Raw genomic sequence first — 18,043 nt, 5'->3', positions numbered from 1 at the left:
TCGGCCGGACTCCTCGTCGTCGCAATCGCATGCGCCGCTACACGTGCTCCTCGCCGAGCGCCTCGCGTCCGTGCGGCGCGTCCCAGTCGGCCTGGTGCGGCTCGACCTCGATCCGCATGGGCCCTCGGCCCGGATGGGCGGGCCCGGCGGTGAGCCGTAACGCCGCGAAGTCGGTGGTCTCGCGGAACGCGGGGATCCGGTAGAGGTCGCGGGCGTACGCCCAGAGGTGGGGGTAGGAGGTCAACGGGCGTTTGGTGATCCCGGCGAGCGGATTGTGCAGCAGGTCGTATCTGACCAGGATCACCCATAGCTGCACGTCGGACTCGGTGAGGCGCTCCCCGAACAGATATCGCCGTCCGGCCAGGCGGGCGTCGTAGCGGTCCAGCGTCGCAGCCACCCCGGCGCGCCGCCGCTCGTACTCCTCCTGGGTGGCCGCTCTGGCGACCTGCTGCACGCCCTGGCCGAGGTCGCGCGCGATCTCCTCGTCCAGGGCCTCGATCTCGTCGCGCAGGTCCAGCGGATAGAGGTCCGTGGTGGCCCATTCGGCGAACGCGGTGCCGAGCTCGAAGGGGATCCGCGCGAAGTCGTTGCTGACGATCCGGCTCGTCCGCCGGTCCCACAGCACCGGCACCGAGATGTGGCCGGGATATCCGGGCTCGGTGGCGTCGTACGCCTCCCTGAGGAGTGTGAAGCCGTTGACCGGGTCGGGCCCGCGCCGTTCCCGGAAGGCCCAGCCGCGGCCGTCCCGGTCGTCGTCCACGTAGGACACCGCCACGACGTCCCGCAGCCCGGCGAGGTCGCGCACGATGACGGCGCGCTGCGCCCACGGACAGGTGAAGGAGGCGTAGAGGTGATAGCGGCCGGGCTCGGCGGGGTGGCCGCTGGAGCCGTCGGCGGTGATCCTGCCCTGGAAGGGATACAGGGGTCCTGGACGATCGGTCCTACCCGGCCCGTACGGGCCGTGGGCGGCGACGTCCGCGGGACTGGCGTACGCGGGCGCCTGGGTGGTCATGAAGCCTCCTTGCGGTCGGCCGATGGTGGTCGAAGGGTCAGGTCGGCTCGACGAGACGACCGGAGTGCGGCTGCCCCAGTGCCGACCCCAGTGCCGGCCCCAGTGCCGCGGTCACCTGCGGGGCGACGCGCTCCGTCCAGTCGGCGAGGACCCGGTCGAGGTCGGGGATCTCGGCCTCCAGCAGGGCCAGGCCGGGAGTGGGCACGAGCGCGCCCAGCTCGACCAGCACGGGACGCAGGTGCAGCTCGACGGCCAGGGCGTGCCGGGGGGATCCCATGACGAGCAGCGGCAGCGCCACCGTCCCGGTCAGCGCCCCACCGGGGAGGCGGTCGAGGAACGCCTTGAGCAGGCCGGTGTAGGTGGCCTTGTAGGTCGGGCTCGCCACCAGGAGCACCTGCGCTCCGGCGACCAGTTCCAGCGCCACCTCCACGGTCGGCGAGGGCCCGGGGGTGAACAGGTGCGGCCCGATCGCGGACAGGTCCACGACCTCGGGCGGCGCCTCGTGCCCGATCCGGCGCCCCACCGCCTCGGCCGCCGCCACGGCCGCGAGATGGGTCCGGGAACCGCCGCGCGGATTGCCCACCAGCGCCACGAGAGAGCTCACGAGACCACCGCCTCGTGCCGTTCGGCGTGTCCTGTGTCCGCGTCGGAAAGCGTACGGATGGTCAACAGACGGTCCTCCAGATCGGAACGGGCGTTCGTGCGAAGCGGGGGCGGGATCACGGGTGGGCGATGAACCGGCCGAAGCGGCCCTGGTGGTAGAGCAGCGGACGCCCCGGCCCGCGCACCTCGGCCTGGGTGACCAGCCCCACGACGAGGATGTGGTCGCCCACGCCGACCCGCTCGTACGGCAGGCAGATCAGGTGCGCGGAGACGTCCTCGAGCAGTGGCGCCCCGAGCGGCCCCGGACGCCATCGGGTGGGCTCGGCGAACCGGTCGATCCCCTTGCGGGCGAACCGGGCGGCGAGATCGGCCTGGTCGCTGGCCAGGACGTTGACGGCGAAGTGGTCGGCCTCACGCAGGGACGGCCAGGTGGTGGACGACTGGTCCACGTAGAAGGACACGAGGGGCGGGTCAAGGCTGACCGAGGAGAACGAGGTCGCGGTCAACCCCACCGGCACTCCCTCACGCTGCGCGGTGATCACGACGACTCCCGCCGCGTGCACCGCGAGCGCACGCCTGTAGCCGTCGGCGTCCAGCGCGCGCTTGTAGTCGTCGGCGTCGAGGTCGGGGCCGAGCAGAGTCTCCGTCATGACAAACCTCCGGAAGGTCGCGGCTGCTCACAAGGTCGATCCCGCCCGCCGCGGGCACCACGGCACGCGGGATCAGGGATTCGAAATGGAGGCGGGACCGTACGTGACGTGGTCGCGCACGGCTCGCGAGGAGGGGCGGCCGACGTTCTCTGCCGGCCCCTCATCGGCTCGAAGACGACGGAAGATTACGATCAACGACACTGCGCGCTGGCGACGTGGCCGAAGTCCACGCTCGAACGCCGGGTCAGACGAACGCCCTGGCTCATACCACCGAACGTACGATCACCGGACAGAAAAGTCAATATTTCCTACTAGCTTTGCAGGAAAATGGCCCGGAGTGAGCAACTGCCGGTGGCTGCGTCAGGTACGTCCTGCGGCGGCGCCGCTTACTCCCGACGCTGTGCTGTACGACCAGCAGAAAGACGAGAGCCCGCTGTCCGTGGACGTGAACCCCGGTTATTCAGGCGCTTTCGCGGCGCTGCCAGCGTGCCAGGATGCGCTGGTCCTGCTCGGCCTCGTCCCCCTGCCATAGCTCGGCTTCCCGCTGCGCGTAGGGCAGCCAGCGCGGGTATTCCGGGTCGTCCGGGCGAATCTCTCGGGTGCCGTCGACTTTCGTGCCGTCAGGCAGGGTGGTCGCGGCCGGCACGCGGAGCACACCGCCGGGAAGCATTATCACGCTCATCGCCGCGCCTCTCCGTTCGACAGCCGAGACCATGGCCGCTCGGCCAGCATAACCGCAACGTTTGCCCGCCTACCATCGCCGGGGCCATTCCCCGGTCGCTGTCATCCGATGCCGTAGCGGCCCGACAGCCAGTGATAGGCACGTTCGGCCGACGCCTCGTCGCCGCCGAAAAGCCGGATCAGGCGGGTGACCTTCCTGATGAGCGTGCATGCAAAGGCCTCGGCGAACAACTCGCCGGCATCTTCCCGGTAGGGCCGCATCAGGCGGTCTCGACAGCTGTCCTGCAGGTGCTGCCAGAACTCCCCGCGTGAGGGGTATCCGTCCATGTGATCGCAGGAATGACCTAACTCGTGGCCACACACGCTGACGCTCGTCGATGGGACGGTACCGATCCCGATGCGGCGGGCGTTGGGATCGTAGACCCCCGGAGTGAGGTCCCAGGAGGCGTCCTGGACGGGCAGGCTCAGGCTCCGCAAGGACTCGAACCCGGGTAGGTCTGGCACCGAGCCGTAACCCAGGCAGATGCCTCCGGTGAGGTGGGCCGCCAGGCGGACCGCAAGGGCGTGGGGCACCGCGGCCAGTGTCATCACGGCGAGGAGCAGCTCGGCGTCGGGAAAGGTGTCCGGGCTCCAGCCCCGTGTCAGCCGCTCCTCCAGGGGCCCGACGTGCATCCACCCGGGGCGTCCCCGATTTTGTCCGGCCAACCGCGAACCCTTCGCCTTCCGCTGAAAGATCAGAGGCAAACTTTAGCCAGGGTCCGGACGACGGGAGACGGCTTCACCGTGATGGAGTCGTCCTCCGTTCTACGGGCAGGCGACCGGGTCAGGTGACGACGACGGGGTGGCGCACCACCGCATCGAAGCCGTAGCCGAGGAGGTTGTACGCCGCACGGTCGGGCTGCACGGCGCCGGTCTCGTCGGCGGCCCGGGCGAGCAGCCGGAGGTTCCCGGGCTCGCGCGGGGTCCAGGGGAAGGTCCAGCGGACCCAGCCGCGCGGGTGGCGGTCGTCGCGCAGGCGGGCCGGCCGCCACGACACGCCCTCGTCGTCGCTGACCTCGACGCGGACCACGCGCCCGCCGCCCGACCACGAACGGCCGCGCAGCAGATGCTCGCGCCCCGCCACGAGACGGGCCGGCCAGGGTAGTTCGAAGGCGCTCTTCACCCCCACGCCGGTCAGCGGCGGGCCGCCGCCGGGCGGGTGACCGGGGCCGTGCATGCGGTAGAGCCGCGTGCTCCACGGCGACTCCAGCGGCGCCGCCGACACCTCGATGTCCCCCAGCCACTTGATCGAGGCGACGCCCACCCAGCCCGGCACCACCAGCCGGGCCGGATGGCCGTGGTCGGGCGGCAGCGGCCGGCCGTTCATCTCGTAGGCCACGAGCACGTCGTCCAGGGCCTTGGCCACGGGAAGCGGGCGGCGCACCCTGCCCAGGTTCTCCCCCGCTTCGACGTAGTCGGCGTCGAGCCCGCGCGGCATCAGCGCGACGGCCCTGTCGCTCATCCCCGCTCGTTCCAGGAGCGTCGCGAGCCGCACGCCCCGCCAGCGCGCCACCCCGACCGCGCCCAGCCGCCAGGCGGTGCCCGGCACCTCCTGGTTCTGCTGCTCGCCGTACAGGCGGCGGCCGTTGCCCGCGCACTCGATGAACGCGGTCACGGTCTCGGCCGGCATGCCGAGGAGGTCCCGGTAGGTGAACGCGACCGGCCCGCCGCGCAGGGCGTCGCCCCACAGCGTGAGCCGCCAGCCGGCCGCGTCGATCAGCGGCGTGGCGGTGTGGTTGCGGACGAAGAAGAGGTCGTGCGGCGTCAGGTAGTCGTCGCCGCGCAGCGCCTCCCAGCGGGTCTCCGCGTTCGTGCCGCGCACGGCGAACAGGCGAGGCGGCAGGGGCTTGCGGATGCCGGGCGGGGGTGCCGCCTCCGGCGCCGTACGCCGGGTCTCAAGGCCGTCCTTCATGGAAGTCATGCGCCTCCTCACCTGCCGCGATCAGCCGGCCGGCCTCCTCAGGGCGACGGCCGGCACGGGAATGGGCGGGAAGGGGTTGTCGGGCAGCAGGATCACGCGGCGCGGCCGGTCCGCCTGTCCCGCCGCGTCCAGGTGCCGCAGGGCCGCCCCTACCCCCGCCGCCCCGGTCAGATAGCCGGTGTCGGCCGACACCTCGCCGGGGCGGTGCCGCCGGTACGCCTGATACCAGCGATATCCCCTGTCGTCGTAGCCGGTCGCCCGGCCGATCAGGTGGTCGGCGAGCCTGCGGGCGAACTCGAGATGCTCCTGCTCTCCCGTCGCCGCCCATAACCCCACGTACAGCTCGATCAGCCCGGCGGTGCCGCAGCACTGGCAGGCGATGTTCCACAGCCCCGCGGTCTGCCGGAAGGGCGCGCCGGACTCCCTGACGCCCCTGGCCAGCCGCCGCACCCATTCCAGGTCGCCGGTGTCGCCGCTCACCCGATACAGCTCGTAGAACATGCGCGCGATCCCGGCGGAGCCGGAGCAGTAGCCCAGGTGGTCGGTGACGGTCGCGCTCTCCCCCGTCAGGACGGCGGCCCTCCTGACGAGGTGCGCACCGCGGCGTGCCGCGTCGAGGAACGCCTCCTCGCCCGTCGCGCCGTACAGGCGGGCGAGGAGGAAGGCGGTCCCGGCCGTGCCGGCCAGGAAGCCGGGCGGGGCCGCCTCCGCCGACAGGGCCGGGCACGCGGCGGGCCGCTCCCGGGGCGCGGTCAGCCGCGCGATCCGCCGTCCGGCCTCGACGGCCATCTCCTCGTAGGCCGGCACGCCGAGCGCCGTCGCGGCGCGCAGCAGCCCCAGCACGACGCCGCCGTCACCGCGCAGCGTGGCGTCTCCCGACCAGCCGATGCCGCCGTCGCCGAACGCGCGGGCGCTCCTGACGATCCTGTCAGCCGCCCCGACCGCCACGCTCTCGAAACGCTCCTCGCCGAGCGCCCACCCGGCCTCGGTCAGCGCGAGGACGACACCGGCGAGGCCGTGGTGGAGCGACACGTCGGCCTGTCGCCGCCAGGTCGACGCGAGATAGCGGGCGCCCGCGCGGGCGTCCTCCAGGTAGGCGTCGTGTCCGGTGCCCGCGGCCAGCTCCAGGAAGAACAGCACGATCCCGGCCGCGCCGGAGTGGAGGGACGCGGGCCCGCCGGGCGTCGCATGCCGGCCGTACGGGTCGGGGTTAGCCCGCCATCGCCTGCCGTCCTCGTCGTCGACGGCGGCCGTACGGATCCATCGTCCTGCCATGATGGCGGCCGTCAGCGGAGTCTCTGCACGCTCACCGGATGAGCGGATCGGGTCCGGGCCCATGCGCCTACTATCCCACAAACCCGGTAGGTAATAGCAACTATCCGCCGAAGGCTTTCCGGTATTTCCTATTGACTTGATGGGGATGAGCGCTCCACAGTCGAGCCGAACACCTCACACTCCCGAGAAAGGCGTCCGGAGTGAGCAACGAACACCCCCCGACCGTCGCCGAGCACACCCGTACCGCTTTCAACGAGGACTGGGCCGCCACCATCGTCGGCCTCGTCCTCCTCGCGCTGGTCCTCATCGGCGTGATCCCGACGGGACTGGTGCCGTGATGAGCAGCGAAGCGGCCGTCCCCACCGCGACGAGGGCCACGGCGTGGCAGTGGCCCGCCCTGGGCGTCCTCACCGTCCTCGTCCTCGCCGCCGGCACGAGAGCCCTGGAGAAGGGCGTGCCCGAATGGTTCGCGGGATCCGACCTGGCGAAGGCCATCGAATATCCCGTCTATGCGATCGTCCTCGGCCTGCTCGGCAACGCGGTGCTCACCGCGACCGGGCTGCGCGACCGCCTGGCCGGGGGCTTTCGCACCGAGTTCTTCATCAAGACCGGCCTCGTGCTGCTCGGGGCGTCGATCAACCTCAAGGTGATCGCCACGGCGGCCGGTCCCGCGATCGTCCAGGGCATCGTGCTGATCAGCGCGGTGTTCCTGTTCACCTGGTGGCTCGGCGGCCGTCTCGGCCTGGACGACAGGCTGCGGGCGCTGCTGTCGGCCGCGGTGTCCATCTGCGGCGTCAGCGCCGCCATCGCGGCGGCGGGAGCCGTACAGGCCAGGCGGGAGCAACTCGCCTACAGCGCGAGCCTGGTGATCGTGTTCGCGCTCCCGTCGATCTTCATTCTCCCGGCGCTGGCCTCGGCCCTGGGGCTGAGCCCGGAGGTGGCCGGCGCCTGGATCGGCGGCAACATCGACACGACGGCGGCGGTGACCGCGGCCGGCGCCCTCGCGGGCGAGAACGCGCTGGCCGTCGCCACCATCGTCAAGGTCACCCAGAACGCCCTGATCGGTGTCGTGGTGGTCTTGCTGACCGCCTGGTTCGCGTTCCGGATCGAGCGCCGTCCCGGCGCCAAGCGGCCGGGCGCGGGCGAGCTGTGGCGGCGGTTCCCGAAGTTCGTGCTCGGCTTCGTGGCATCCTCAGTGGTGGCCACGTGGTATCTCACCACGGTGAGCGCGGCCGAGGGCAAGGCCGTCATCGGCGTCGCCAACGACCTGCGCACCTGGTTCCTCATCCTCGCCTTCGTCAGCATCGGCCTGGAGTTCCGGGTGGCCTCGCTCCGGGAGGCGGGCTGGCGGCCGGTCGCCGTCTTCGCCGCCGCCACCGTGGCCAACGTGCTGCTGGCCCTGGGGCTCGCCACGGTCCTGTTCAGCGGCTTCACCGTCACCTGAACGGCGCGGCCCGAGCCCCCACCACTAGCCCCGAGCCCGAGCCCCCAGCACGAGCCCGCCGTACGAGCGCGGCCGAGACGGCCGCTCTCCCGGTGGCGGCTTTCAGCGCCGTCTCATCAGGCGCCACGGCCGCCACCGGGCCTCGGTCTCGGTCTCGATCTCGATCTCGGTCTCGTCCTCCTCCGGCGCGGCGTCGTCGTCCGGCAGGTCATACCAGTGCGTGTCCCCGGGGTAGGGGTCACGCCACACACCGGTCGCCTCCGCGGCGCCCCTGGGGGCGGGGACGGCGGCCACGGCCAGGGATCGCGCACCACGGTCGGAATCGGTCACGCGCTTCATCCTGGCACAAATTCCCTATACTTTCGATATGTAATAGAGGGATGGCCTCTCCGCCGGCACCTCGCCGCCGCGCTGGGCGTCTCCCCCACGGCATATCGCCAGACCTTCCGGGTCGTCGAGTCCGTGGCCTGAAGGGTCAGACCCTCGCCGGCACCCCGGCGGTGTCGGCACGGGCGGCGTCCAGCGCCCTGCGGGCGTAGGCCCGGACGTCGGCGTCGGAGTCGCCGAGAGCGGCGTGCAGGGCCGCGGCGACCTCCGGCCGCGCCGCCCACCCGGACAGCGAGAGGACCGCGGCCTTGCGCACGTCGAGGTGCGGGTCGGCCAGCGCGGCCACCAGCGGTCCAGCGCCCTGGTCCGGATCGGCGGCGGCCAGTCCCCGCACCGCCCCGACCCGCACCTGCCAGGCCGGATCCGCCAGAGCCCGTACGGCCGTCTCGGCGAGGCCCGGCTCCCCGCGCAGAGCCTGGCCGAGCCCGGCGAACGCCTCCAGGGCCGCCGCCCGGACGAGCGGGTCGGGGTCGGCGACGAGCCGCGCGACGGCGGGGACGCCGTCCGGCAGGCCGATGACGCCCAGCCCTCTGGCCGCCCAGACGCGTACCTCCCGGTCGCGGTCATCGGCGGCGAGCGCCACCCGCTCCGCGTCGTCGAGCGCGACCAGCCCCCTGACCGCCTCGATCCGCACCCGCGTGTCCGCGTCGGCGAGCGCCGCCTCGAACAACGCGGCGTCACCGAGGCGCAGCGCCCGCAGCACGTCGAGCACCGCCGCCCGGACGACCGGGTCCGCCGCTCCGTCCTGACCCTCTCCGGGGTGACCGGAGAGGGCGCGGAGCGACGCGCCGAACTCGGCGGTCGCGGGCAGCACCTCGACGAGCTCGCGCAGGCCGGTGGCGGCGGCGCGCCGCACCGTGCCGTGCGGGTCGGCGAGGGCCCGGGTGAGCGCGGTCTCCACACCTCGGGGCGCCGTCTCGGTCAGCGTCGCGACGGCCGCCCTGCGTACCTTGGGATCGGCGTCCGCCAGGTAGGGGGTGACCTGGTCGAGCGTGGGCTCGCCGTCGGCCAGGCGCAGCAGTTCGAGGATGCGGGGCGAACGCCCGATCGCCTCCACGGCGAGCCGGCCGCCCGCCCTGCGCCGCGCGGGGCCCGCCGTGCCGTACGCGCCGAGCAGGACGGGCTCGGCCGGGCAGGGCGTGAAGCCCTCGACGGGCACGAGGTAGGGCTCGACAGGGCGCTTGACGAACTCCATCGCCCCGGCGGCGTTCTTGCGCAGGTTGAGGTGGTAGAGCCACTCGTCGTCGTCCCGCTCGGGCCGGTCGGCGCGGTCGTGATAGAGGCCCCACCTGCTCTCGGTGCGCAGCAGCGACGACCTGGCGGCCATCTCGGCGCAGTCCCTGATGAACGTCACCTCGGCGCAGCGCATCAGCTCGTGCGGGGTCCTGGCGCCCATGGACGCGATCTCGTCGCGCATCCGCTCGAACGTCTCCAGCGCGATGTCCAGCTTCCTCGCGGTCTTCGGCGGGGCGACGTAGTCGTTGACGAACCGGCGCAGCTTGTATTCGACCTGCTGCTGCGGCGGGCCGTCGGGGTTGCGGAGCGGCCGGTAGATCAGCTCGTGCGCGTCGGCGATCTGGTCCTCCGCCAGGCCGTCCGGCGTGTGGTGGTGCTCGGCGGCGTGGGCGCCGGCGAGGTCGCCGAACACGAACGCCCCGATCATGTAGTTGTGCGGCACGCACGCCAGGTCGCCCGCGGCGTACAGGCCGGGGACCGTGGTGGCGCCGTTCTCGTCCACCCAGACACCCGAGGCGGAGTGACCGCCGCACAGGCCGATCTCCGAGATGTGCATCTCGACGTCGTGGGTGCGGTAGTCGTGGCCGCGTCCCGCGTGGAAGGTGCCCCGGGTGGGCCGCTCGGTCGTGTGGAGGATGTTCTCCAGCGCGGTGAGCGTCTCGTCCGGCAGGTGGCTGGTCTTGAGGTAGATCGGGCCGCGGGCCGAGGCGATCTCCCTGGCCACCTCGGCCATCATCTGGCCCGACCAGTAGTCGCAGTCGACGAACCGCTCCCCGTCGGCGTTGACCTGGTAGCCGCCGAAGGGGTTGGCGACGTACGCGCAGGCCGGGCCGTTGTAGTCCTTGATCAGCGGGTTGATCTGGAAGCATTCGATGCCGCTGAGCTCCGCGCCCGCGTGGTAGGCCATCGCGTAGCCGTCCCCGGCGTTGGTCGGGTTCTCGTAGGTGCCGTAGAGGTAGCCGCTCGCGGGCAGGCCGAGCCGCCCGCAGGCGCCGGTGGCGAGGATCACCGCCCCGGCGGCGACCGTGACGAACCCGCCCGAGCGGGTGTCGAACCCGGCTACGCCGACCGCCCGGCCCTCGCTCGTCAGCACGCGGACCGGCATCACCCGGTTCTCGATGCGCACCTTCTCCCGGATGTCGCGGCGGCGCAGCACGCGATAGAGGACCTTCTTGACGTCCTTGCCCTCCGGCATGGGCAGGACGTAGCTGCCCGAGCGGTGGACCCGGCGCACGGCGTAGTCGCCGTGCTCGTTCTTCTCGAACTTCACGCCGTAGCGCTCCAGCCGGCGGACCATGTCGTAGCCCCGCGTGGCCGTCTGGTAGATCGTGCGCTGGTTGACCACGCCGTCGTTGGCCCTGGTGATCTCGGCGACGTAGTCCTCCGGGGTGGCCTTGCCGGGGATGACCGCGTTGTTCACGCCGTCCATGCCCATCGCCAGCGCGCCACTGTGCCGTACGTGCGCCTTCTCCAGCAGGATGACGTCGGCGCCGCGCTCGGCGGCGGTGATCGCGGCCATGGTCCCGGCGGTGCCGCCGCCGACCACCAGGACCTCGCATTCCAGATGCGTACGGTCGGCCGGGGCAGGGATGTCCACTTTCACAGCTCCTCGATGATGCGGGCGCGCAGCCCGGCGCGGTCGATGTCGGGGGTCCGCGGGTGCGGCACGCTCAAGACGGTCGCGATGTCGCCGTGTCCGCCGCGCTGTCCCTCGCGGTGTCCCTCGCGGTGTCCCTCGCGCTGTCCCTCGCGGTGCCCGAGCACGACGACCCGGTCGGCGAGCAGCAGCGCCTCGTCCACGTCGTGGGTGACGAAGACGACCGTGGCGAGGGTGTCGCGGAGCACGTCGAGCAGCAGGCGCTGCATCCCGGCCCGGGTCTGCGCGTCGAGCGCGCCGAAGGGCTCGTCCATGAGCACGGCGCGCGGCGCGCCCGCGAGCGACCGGGCGAGTTGCACCCGCTGCCGCATGCCCCCGGACAGTTCCCGGGGCAGCCGGTCCTCGCAGCCGGCGAGGCCGACGCGGGCGATCCAGCTCTCGGCGGCCGCCCTGCGCTCCCGCCTCGGCACGCCGCGGATGCGCAGCGGCAGCTCGACGTTGCGCAGGACCGTGCGCCAGGGCAGCAGCGCGTCGTCCTGGAAGACCATGGCCCGGTCGGGCGAGGGCCCGGTGACGGGCACGCCCTCGGCCAGGACACGGCCGGCGCGCGGCGCCAGCAGTCCGGCGATCGCCCGCAGGACGGTGGACTTGCCCGATCCGGACGGGCCGACGATCACCAGGACCTCGCCGGGGGCGATGTCGAGGCGCAGGTCCTCCAGCACGGCGTGCCGCCCGTAGCCGAGGGACACACCCTCCAGCCGGATGGCGAGCCCGGCGTCCACGCGCGCGGTCTCCACGGCGGGAGCGCTCATCGGGCACCCCCTTCGCCGCGCGGCAGCCAGCGGGTGAGGCGCCGGCCGAGCAGTTCGATGGAGGCCGAGGCGACCCAGCCGAGCACGCCGATCGACGCCATGCCGACGAGCACCGCCGGATAGTCGACCACCGTGTAGGCGTGCCAGGTGCGGTAGCCGACGCCGAACTCCCCCGAGATCATCTCGGCGGAGATCACGCAGATCCAGGCGACGCCCATGCCGACGGACAGCCCGCCGAAGACGCCCGGCAGCGTGCCCGGGAGCACGACGTTCCACAGCACGTGCGCGCGCCCGCCGCCCATCGTGCGGACCGCGTCCTCCCACAGCGTCGGCAGGGCCCGTACGGCGTGCCGCGTGCTCACCATGATCGGGAAGAACGCCGCGGCGAACGTGATGAACACGATGCCCTGCTCGTCGGTGGGGAACACCAGGATCGCGATCGGGACGAGCGCGATCGCCGGGATCGGCCGGACGACCTCGATGGGCGGCAGCAGCACGTCTCCGGCCCACCGGGACCGCGCGACCAGGACGCCCAGGGCGATGCCGAGGACGGCCGCCAGCGCGAACCCGGTGAGGATGCGGATCATGCTCTGGGCCAGGTCGAGGTAGTAGATCCCCGTGCCGAGCTGCCGGCCGAACTCCGCCGCGACCTCGGCGGGCGAGGGCAGCCGGTCGAACCGCAGCCCGATGCGGGCGTCCGTGACCGTCAGCCACTGCCACAGCGCGACGACGGCCGCCAGCGAGGCCAGCCTGACCGCCCAGCCGCGCAGGCCGGCCGCCGTTCTCGCGCGGCCCGTCGCCGTGGCGGCGTCCGCGCATTCGACGGCCGGGGCGCCGGGGCCGAGCGTCGCGTCCAGCGCAGGAGTGCTCATCGCGACGCGCCTCCCGCTGCCGCCTGCGGCTCTCCCACAGTCGCCTTCGGCTCTCCCGCAGCCGCCTTCAGCGCCTCGTCGTAGCCGACGATCGCGGCCCTGGGGTGCTCCTTCACGTACGCCTGCGCGCCGTCCCGGGTGGTGAACGGCGTGAACCGCTCGTCGTCGCCCGCCGAGGGGTCGCGCACCCAGACCGACTTGTCCGCGAACCAATGCGTCCCGGTGGCCGCGTCGGGCACGTACGCGGCCCGCACGGTCGTGCCCGCTGAAACGGCGGCGGCGATCTGGCGCAGCAGGCAGGTGGGGGTGGCCGCGGGGTGGAGCCGGTCCTCCCCGGCGAGCCAGAGCTCGCCCGCCTTCGCCGGGTCGCTCACGGCGGTGCCGCAGGCCTCGTCGGTGCCGGTGATCTTCGCCGCGTTGGCTGTGCTCGCGGTGTCGGCGTCGTAGGAGGCGCCGTACGCCTTCCTGATGGAGGAGTCGTTCGCGAACTTCGTCACGTCGACGTCGGTGAAGTCGGTGCCGATGATCTTCAGGTACTTCTCGTCGTGCTGCAGCGCGGAAAGCAGTTGCGCCTTCACGGTCACGTCGAACGAGGCGATGCCGTCGCGGCCGTTGTAGAGGTAGACCACCTCGGGCGGCAGCCCGGTGGCCTTGGCCACCGCCTCGGCCGCCTCCACCGGGTGCTCGTGGAGGTAGTTCGTCGCGTCGATCTGGGCCTGGAGGAACGCCTGGAGCACGTCCGGGTGCTCCTTCGCGTACGCCTGCCGTACGACGACGCCGTGGAACGTCGGCACGTCGAGCGCCGAGCCGTCGTAGACGAGCCGGGCCTGGTCCTGGAAGACGAGCAGTCCCGGCCAGGCCACGAACTGGGCGTATCCCTGCACGTTGCCCGACTGCAGCGCGGACGCGCCGACCGGCGGCTGCTGGTTCACGACCTCGACGTCCGTCGCGGGATCGAGCCCGGCCCGCTCCAGCGCCTGGACGAGCGTGCCGTGCCCCGCCGACCCCGAGCTGGCCGAGACCTTCTTCCCCTTCAGGCCGGCCAGGGTCTCCACGTCCGACGACGGGGGCACGACGACCGCGTTCAGCCCGCCGCGCAGGTTGTAGCCGGTCACCGAGACGAGCTCGGTGCGCGCCGCGGGCACGCCCTGGGTGCGGGAGGCGTTGATGAGCAGCGGGTAGTCGCCCATCGACCCGATGTCGATCTTCCCGGCCACCATCTTCGCGGTGATCGGGGCGCCGGTGTCGTAGTCCTGCCACTCGACGCGATATTTGTCGCCGAGGCGCTTTTCGAGGTAGCCGAGGTCGCGCAGCAGCGTCCCGGCCGTCACCGTGTTGATGGTCTTCGACTGATATCCGACGACCACCGTCTGCCGGCCGTCGTCGGCGCCGGCGGACACGGAGCACCCGGCCGCGGCCAGCAGCGCCACGGCGGCGAAGATCTTACGCATAGGGGGTGTGTCCTTCTATCGGAGCAGGTAGGGGATGTTCACCGTGACCGCGTCCGCGGGGCACCGGTCGGCGCAGGGGCCGCAATACCAGCACTCGTCCACGTGCATGTACGCCTTGCCGCTGACCTCGTGGATGGCCAGCGAGTCGAGCGGGCACACGTCCACGCACAACGTGCAGCCCTCGATGCACAGCGACTCGTCGATCGTGACGGGCACGTCGACGCGGCTATTGACCAGGGTCATCGGTGTTCCTCCAGAGATGGCCACGCATGGTGAGGCGGTCGCCGCGGAACCTGACGAACTCCAGGTCGACCGGGCGGCCGTCGGACAGGTGGGTGAGGCGCTCGACCATCAGCAGCGCCGCGCCGCGCGGCGCGTCGAGGACGGCCGCGGTGTGGGGGTCGGCGTTCACGGCCTCGATCGTCAGCTCCGCCACGCCGAGCGGCTGACCGGCGATGCGTTCCAGCAGCACGAACACGTCGTTGTGCACGAGATCGGCGTCGAAGAGCGGCTCCCCCACCTCGCGGACGAGGTAGGTCAGGTCGAGCGAGAGCGGCAGCCCGTTGAGCCGGCGCAGCCGCTCCACGTAGACGACGGACTCGCCGGGCGGCAGGCCGAGCCGCCCGCGTACGGCGGCCGGAGGCGGGATCAGGCCCATCGCGCGGACCTCGTTGGTGACCTCTCCGTGCTCCCGGAGGGTCTCGGCGAGGCCGAGCAGCCGGTGCAGGCCGTGCGGGTACTTCTCCGCGGCCACCGTGGTGCCGACTCCCGGGCACCGCTCGATGAGGCCCTCGTCGCGCAACAGGTCGAGGGCGTCCCTGATCGTGTTGCGCGAGGTCCCGAACTCCCGCGCGAGGGCGGACTCCAGCGGCAGATGACCGCCGCCGAAACCGCCGTGCACGACCTCCCGCCGCAGCAGGTCGGCGACCTGGCGGGCCCTGTCCGCCCGGCGCCGTCTCGCGTCCGCCAACTCCATGACGCGAAAGACTACCTTCCCGGTAGGAATAGCTGGATAACGGCGCGATTACGCCACTCGGGAGGGCCGGCGAACGCCGTTGACCTGCGCTTTTCCGCCGATGAGGCCGACAACCGCCACCCTCGCGTACGTCCCGGAGCGCCCGGAGAAGGCCGGCCGCGGAAGGCTCAGGCGGCGAAGAAGCGGTCGGCGAACGCCTCCCACTGGGCGAGGAAGTCGATGCCGTCGTCACGCAGCCAGTTGAGCTGCAGCCCGTCGAGAAAGGCGAGCAGGTCCACGGCGGCCGCCCCCGGATCGGGATGCCAGGCCAGCAGGTAGCGCTCCAGCATGGCCCGGCCCTCGCGGAGCCGCTTGCGGAAGTAGGCGTGCGCGGGGTGCGCGGGGTCGAGCGCCTCGGCCGACAGCACGGTGTAGAGCTGCACGAGCGAGCGCTGGGCGAGGTTGCGCCGGACGAATCCCGACATGACGGCACGGGCGGTGGCCGCGTCGGGAGCCGGTTCCAGCGCGCCGGCCACGGTGGTGAGGTCGAGCGTGTCACGGCGTTCGAGGACCGCGATGAGCAGCTCCTCGCGGGAGCGGAAGTGGTGCAGCAGCCCCGCCTTGGTCATGCCGCAGGCCGCGGCGAACGCCTCAAGGGTGACGCCCTTGAACCCGGAGGCGGCGATCAGCTCGGTGGCCGCCTTGAGGATCTCCTCTCGGCGTTCGGCGAGCGGCAGCCGGCGCCGTCCCGGCGAGGGGGTCATGCCGTCCAGGCTCCTCGGAGGCGGGGGTTGATTTCGATCACGATACCAGCCTAGGTTATCTACCGTTTGGTAGATAGCGCTGTCGCGCCTGTTCAGAGAGTTGTGTGCGCATGTCGACGCCCTCTTCTCCGACCCCCTTCTCCGTCGCCGTCGCCGCAGTGCGTGACGGCCGGCCTCTGGACGAGGCGGTCGACGAGCTGCTGTCGCAGCTGACCCGGGAAGAACGCCTGTGGCTGCTGGACGGAGACCTGCCGTTCTGGCCGGGGATGGCCGACATGCTGACCAACGGATACAACCTCACCCCCATCCCGATGGGCAGGATCGAGCGGCTGGGCATCCCCGGCCTGCTGTTCTCCGACGGCCCGCGCGGCGTCGTGATGGGCAAGTCGACCGCGTTCCCGGTGTCCATGGCCCGCGGCGCGACCTGGGACGTGGCCCTGGAGGAGCGCGTCGGCACCGTCATCGGGCGCGAGCTGCGCGCCCAGGGCGCCAACTTCTTCGGCGGCGTGTGCGTCAACCTGCCCCGCCACCCCGCCTGGGGGCGGGCCCAGGAGACGTACGGCGAGGACCCGGTCCTGCTCGGCGAGTTCGGCGCGGCGCTGACCCGGGGGGTGCAGCGCAACGCCATGGCCGTCGTCAAGCACTACGCGCTCAACAGCATGGAGAACGCCCGGTTCAAGGTGGACGTCACCGCCGACGAGGCGGCCCTGCACGAGGTCTACCTGGCGCACTTCCGCAGGATCGTGGAAGAGGGCGTGTCGGGCGTCATGACCGCCTACAACTCCGTCAACGGCGAGTGGGCCGGGCAGAACGAGCACCTGATGGAAGGCGTGCTCCGCGGCATGTGGGGCTTCGAGGGCGTCACCGTCTCCGACTTCATCTGGGGCCTGCGCGACGCCGCCGCCTCGCTGCGCGCCGGTCTGGACGTGGAGGAGCCCTTCCGCCAGCAGCGCGGCGAGCACCTGCCCGCCGACCTGGAGGCCGGCCGGGCGAGCTGGGACGACGTCGACCGGGCGGCCCGCCGCGTCCTGCGCACCCAGGTGCGCCACTACGCCTCCCTCGCCGAGCCCGAGCCCTCGCTCGACGTGGTGTTCAGCCCCGAGCACCGCGCGCTGGCACGTGAGGTCGCGGCCCGCGGCATGGTGCTGCTCAAGAACGACCCGGTCGGCGACGCGCCCGTGCTCCCCCTGCGGCGGGACGCCCTCACGTCCCTGGCGGTCGTCGGGCGCCTGGCGGACATGCCCAACACCGGCGACAACGGCTCCTCCGACGTGCGCGCCCCGGAGGTGATCACCGCGTTGCGGGGGCTGACCGAGGCGCTCCCGGGGGTCCGGATCACCCATGTGGCCGACGACGACCCGGCCGCTGCCGCCGCCGCTGCCGGGCAGGCCGACGTCGCCGTCGTCGTCGCCGGCTACACGGCCGCCGACGAGGGCGAGTGGGTCGGCGGCGACGTTCTGACCGATCCCGAGCTGCTGGCGTTGTTCCCGCCCCCCGGCGACGACCCGGCGGGACAGTCGTTCGCGGCCTTCATGGCCGAGCCCGGCGCGGTCGACTCCATCAGCGGGGGAAGCGCCGGCGGCGACCGGGCGAGCCTGCGGATCCGGCCGGTCGACGCCGAGATCATCCGTGCCGTGGCTGCGGCCAACCCGCGCACCGTCGTGGTGATCGTCACCGCCGGGGCCGTCATCACCGAGGAGTGGCGCGACGCCGTGCCGGCCGTGCTGGTCTCCTGGTATTCCGGCTGTGAGGGCGGCCGCGCCCTGGCCGACGTGCTGCTCGGCGACGTCGACGCCGCCGGACGGCTGCCGTACTCGATCCCGGCCGCCGAGGAGCACCTGCCGCACTTCGACCGCGACGCCACCGCCATCACCTACGACAAGTGGTTCGGCCAGCGGCTGCTGGACCGGGACGGACACGCGCCGGCTTTCCCGCTCGGGTTCGGGCTGTCCTACACCAGCTTCGCCCTCGCGGACCTTTCCGTCAGCGCGTCCGGCGGCGACTCGCTCACGGGCACCGTGACCGTGACCAACATCGGCTCGCGGGCGGGGCGCCACGTCGTGCAGCTCTACGGGCGGCCCACGGGGATCGACGCGACCGCCGACGACTTCCCCACCCGGGTGCTGCTCGGCTTCGCCACCGTCGAGCTCGCGGCCGGAGCGTCGGCTCGGATCACCGTGCCCGCGTCGGCCCGGCCCCTGCTGAGGTGGACGCCCACCGGCTTCGTCCCGGCCGCCCCGACGGCCGTGATCGAGGCGGCCTCCTACGCGGGTGACCCCGGCGCCCTCGTCTCGACCGTCACGCTGTGACGGCCATGCCGGGAGACCGCAGCGCTTTTCACTGG

The 18,043-nt window shown here is 72.4% G+C and carries 18 protein-coding genes; 3 read left to right on the top strand and 15 right to left on the bottom strand.

What is annotated here, in order from left to right; all coding sequences use genetic code 11:
- Window positions 1–37: 37 nt before the first annotated feature.
- From FLX08_RS18090 to FLX08_RS18060, 7 genes are all read right to left on the bottom strand, one after another.
- Entirely contained in the window at window positions 38–1,012 is a 975-nt protein-coding gene (locus FLX08_RS18090) for a glutathione S-transferase C-terminal domain-containing protein (protein ID WP_142620046.1), read from the bottom strand.
- Between the two features lie 37 nt (window positions 1,013–1,049).
- Window positions 1,050–1,616, bottom strand: coding sequence for an NADPH-dependent FMN reductase (locus FLX08_RS18085; RefSeq protein WP_142620045.1), 567 nt, complete (start codon window positions 1,614–1,616; stop codon window positions 1,050–1,052).
- A 115-nt stretch (window positions 1,617–1,731) separates the two neighbouring features.
- On the bottom strand, window positions 1,732–2,265 hold the full coding sequence (locus FLX08_RS18080) for a flavin reductase family protein (RefSeq protein ID WP_142620044.1): 534 nt from the start codon (window positions 2,263–2,265) through the stop codon (window positions 1,732–1,734).
- A 460-nt stretch (window positions 2,266–2,725) separates the two neighbouring features.
- Complete coding sequence (locus tag FLX08_RS18075) at window positions 2,726–2,947, bottom strand: hypothetical protein (RefSeq protein ID WP_142620043.1); 222 nt, start codon at window positions 2,945–2,947, stop codon at window positions 2,726–2,728.
- A 101-nt stretch (window positions 2,948–3,048) separates the two neighbouring features.
- Complete coding sequence (locus FLX08_RS18070; RefSeq protein ID WP_142620042.1) at window positions 3,049–3,618, bottom strand: hypothetical protein; 570 nt, start codon at window positions 3,616–3,618, stop codon at window positions 3,049–3,051.
- A 151-nt stretch (window positions 3,619–3,769) separates the two neighbouring features.
- Window positions 3,770–4,906, bottom strand: coding sequence for a sulfite oxidase (locus FLX08_RS18065; protein WP_142620041.1), 1,137 nt, complete (start codon window positions 4,904–4,906; stop codon window positions 3,770–3,772).
- A gap of 21 nt (window positions 4,907–4,927) precedes the next feature.
- Entirely contained in the window at window positions 4,928–6,181 is a 1,254-nt protein-coding gene (locus FLX08_RS18060; protein ID WP_244312722.1) for a lanthionine synthetase LanC family protein, read from the bottom strand.
- Between the two features lie 200 nt (window positions 6,182–6,381).
- On the opposite strand from FLX08_RS18060, the gene FLX08_RS40690 reads away from it, so the two are divergent.
- Window positions 6,382–6,519 carry a hypothetical protein gene (locus tag FLX08_RS40690; protein WP_167530474.1) on the top strand — a complete coding sequence of 46 codons (138 nt, stop codon included), beginning with the start codon at window positions 6,382–6,384 and terminating at the stop codon, window positions 6,517–6,519.
- Window positions 6,519–7,625: a YeiH family protein gene (locus tag FLX08_RS18055; protein WP_142620039.1), complete on the top strand. Its 1,107-nt coding sequence runs from the start codon at window positions 6,519–6,521 to the stop codon at window positions 7,623–7,625. Before FLX08_RS40690 ends, FLX08_RS18055 begins: the two co-directional genes overlap by 1 nt.
- A gap of 102 nt (window positions 7,626–7,727) precedes the next feature.
- Here the strand turns inward: FLX08_RS18055 and FLX08_RS18050 are convergent, their stop codons facing one another.
- From FLX08_RS18050 to FLX08_RS18015, 8 genes are all read right to left on the bottom strand, one after another.
- Window positions 7,728–7,955, bottom strand: coding sequence for a hypothetical protein (locus FLX08_RS18050; protein ID WP_142620038.1), 228 nt, complete (start codon window positions 7,953–7,955; stop codon window positions 7,728–7,730).
- Window positions 7,956–8,100: 145 nt separating this feature from the next.
- Window positions 8,101–10,845, bottom strand: a complete 2,745-nt coding sequence (locus tag FLX08_RS18045; RefSeq protein WP_142620037.1) for a fumarate reductase/succinate dehydrogenase flavoprotein subunit — start codon at window positions 10,843–10,845, stop codon at window positions 8,101–8,103.
- A gap of 2 nt (window positions 10,846–10,847) precedes the next feature.
- A complete protein-coding gene (locus FLX08_RS18040) occupies window positions 10,848–11,657 on the bottom strand; it encodes an ABC transporter ATP-binding protein (protein ID WP_142620036.1) in 810 nt (269 codons plus the stop codon).
- Window positions 11,654–12,529: an ABC transporter permease gene (locus FLX08_RS18035; protein ID WP_142620035.1), complete on the bottom strand. Its 876-nt coding sequence runs from the start codon at window positions 12,527–12,529 to the stop codon at window positions 11,654–11,656. Before FLX08_RS18035 ends, FLX08_RS18040 begins: the two co-directional genes overlap by 4 nt.
- Window positions 12,526–13,980, bottom strand: a complete 1,455-nt coding sequence (locus FLX08_RS18030; protein ID WP_142620034.1) for an ABC transporter substrate-binding protein — start codon at window positions 13,978–13,980, stop codon at window positions 12,526–12,528. The genes FLX08_RS18035 and FLX08_RS18030 overlap by 4 nt, the downstream gene beginning before the upstream one ends.
- Window positions 13,981–13,995: 15 nt before the next feature.
- Window positions 13,996–14,223: an indolepyruvate ferredoxin oxidoreductase subunit alpha gene (locus FLX08_RS18025; RefSeq protein ID WP_079312946.1), complete on the bottom strand. Its 228-nt coding sequence runs from the start codon at window positions 14,221–14,223 to the stop codon at window positions 13,996–13,998.
- Window positions 14,207–14,956 carry a GntR family transcriptional regulator gene (locus FLX08_RS18020; RefSeq protein ID WP_142620033.1) on the bottom strand — a complete coding sequence of 250 codons (750 nt, stop codon included), beginning with the start codon at window positions 14,954–14,956 and terminating at the stop codon, window positions 14,207–14,209. Before FLX08_RS18020 ends, FLX08_RS18025 begins: the two co-directional genes overlap by 17 nt.
- A gap of 167 nt (window positions 14,957–15,123) precedes the next feature.
- On the bottom strand, window positions 15,124–15,699 hold the full coding sequence (locus tag FLX08_RS18015; protein ID WP_142620032.1) for a TetR/AcrR family transcriptional regulator: 576 nt from the start codon (window positions 15,697–15,699) through the stop codon (window positions 15,124–15,126).
- A 110-nt stretch (window positions 15,700–15,809) separates the two neighbouring features.
- Between FLX08_RS18015 and FLX08_RS18010 the strand changes: the two genes are divergently transcribed.
- Window positions 15,810–18,008: a glycoside hydrolase family 3 protein gene (locus FLX08_RS18010; protein ID WP_142620031.1), complete on the top strand. Its 2,199-nt coding sequence runs from the start codon at window positions 15,810–15,812 to the stop codon at window positions 18,006–18,008.
- Window positions 18,009–18,043 lie beyond the last annotated feature (35 nt).

It is taken from the genome of Microbispora hainanensis, from assembly GCF_006874475.1.
Classification (GTDB): Bacteria; Actinomycetota; Actinomycetes; order Streptosporangiales; family Streptosporangiaceae; genus Microbispora; species Microbispora hainanensis.
The sequence above is the reverse complement of the archived record's forward strand: the minus strand, read 5'-3'. Positions and strand labels throughout refer to the sequence as shown.

What these genes read in the sequence shown, in the direction of transcription:
- FLX08_RS18010 (WP_142620031.1), top strand. Translation starts at nt 15,810, where the DNA reads ATGTCGACGCCCTCTTCTCCGACCCCCTTCTCCGTCGCCGTCGCCGCA.
- FLX08_RS18040 (WP_142620036.1), bottom strand. Translation starts at nt 11,657, where the DNA reads ATGAGCGCTCCCGCCGTGGAGACCGCGCGCGTGGACGCCGGGCTCGCC.
- FLX08_RS18030 (WP_142620034.1), bottom strand. Translation starts at nt 13,980, where the DNA reads ATGCGTAAGATCTTCGCCGCCGTGGCGCTGCTGGCCGCGGCCGGGTGC.
- FLX08_RS18035 (WP_142620035.1), bottom strand. Translation starts at nt 12,529, where the DNA reads ATGAGCACTCCTGCGCTGGACGCGACGCTCGGCCCCGGCGCCCCGGCC.
- FLX08_RS18025 (WP_079312946.1), bottom strand. Translation starts at nt 14,223, where the DNA reads ATGACCCTGGTCAATAGCCGCGTCGACGTGCCCGTCACGATCGACGAG.
- FLX08_RS18060 (WP_244312722.1), bottom strand. Translation starts at nt 6,181, where the DNA reads ATGGCAGGACGATGGATCCGTACGGCCGCCGTCGACGACGAGGACGGC.
- FLX08_RS18080 (WP_142620044.1), bottom strand. Translation starts at nt 2,265, where the DNA reads ATGACGGAGACTCTGCTCGGCCCCGACCTCGACGCCGACGACTACAAG.
- FLX08_RS18070 (WP_142620042.1), bottom strand. Translation starts at nt 3,618, where the DNA reads ATGCACGTCGGGCCCCTGGAGGAGCGGCTGACACGGGGCTGGAGCCCG.
- FLX08_RS18015 (WP_142620032.1), bottom strand. Translation starts at nt 15,699, where the DNA reads ATGACCCCCTCGCCGGGACGGCGCCGGCTGCCGCTCGCCGAACGCCGA.
- FLX08_RS18055 (WP_142620039.1), top strand. Translation starts at nt 6,519, where the DNA reads ATGAGCAGCGAAGCGGCCGTCCCCACCGCGACGAGGGCCACGGCGTGG.
- FLX08_RS18020 (WP_142620033.1), bottom strand. Translation starts at nt 14,956, where the DNA reads ATGGAGTTGGCGGACGCGAGACGGCGCCGGGCGGACAGGGCCCGCCAG.
- FLX08_RS18065 (WP_142620041.1), bottom strand. Translation starts at nt 4,906, where the DNA reads ATGACTTCCATGAAGGACGGCCTTGAGACCCGGCGTACGGCGCCGGAG.
- FLX08_RS18090 (WP_142620046.1), bottom strand. Translation starts at nt 1,012, where the DNA reads ATGACCACCCAGGCGCCCGCGTACGCCAGTCCCGCGGACGTCGCCGCC.
- FLX08_RS18075 (WP_142620043.1), bottom strand. Translation starts at nt 2,947, where the DNA reads ATGAGCGTGATAATGCTTCCCGGCGGTGTGCTCCGCGTGCCGGCCGCG.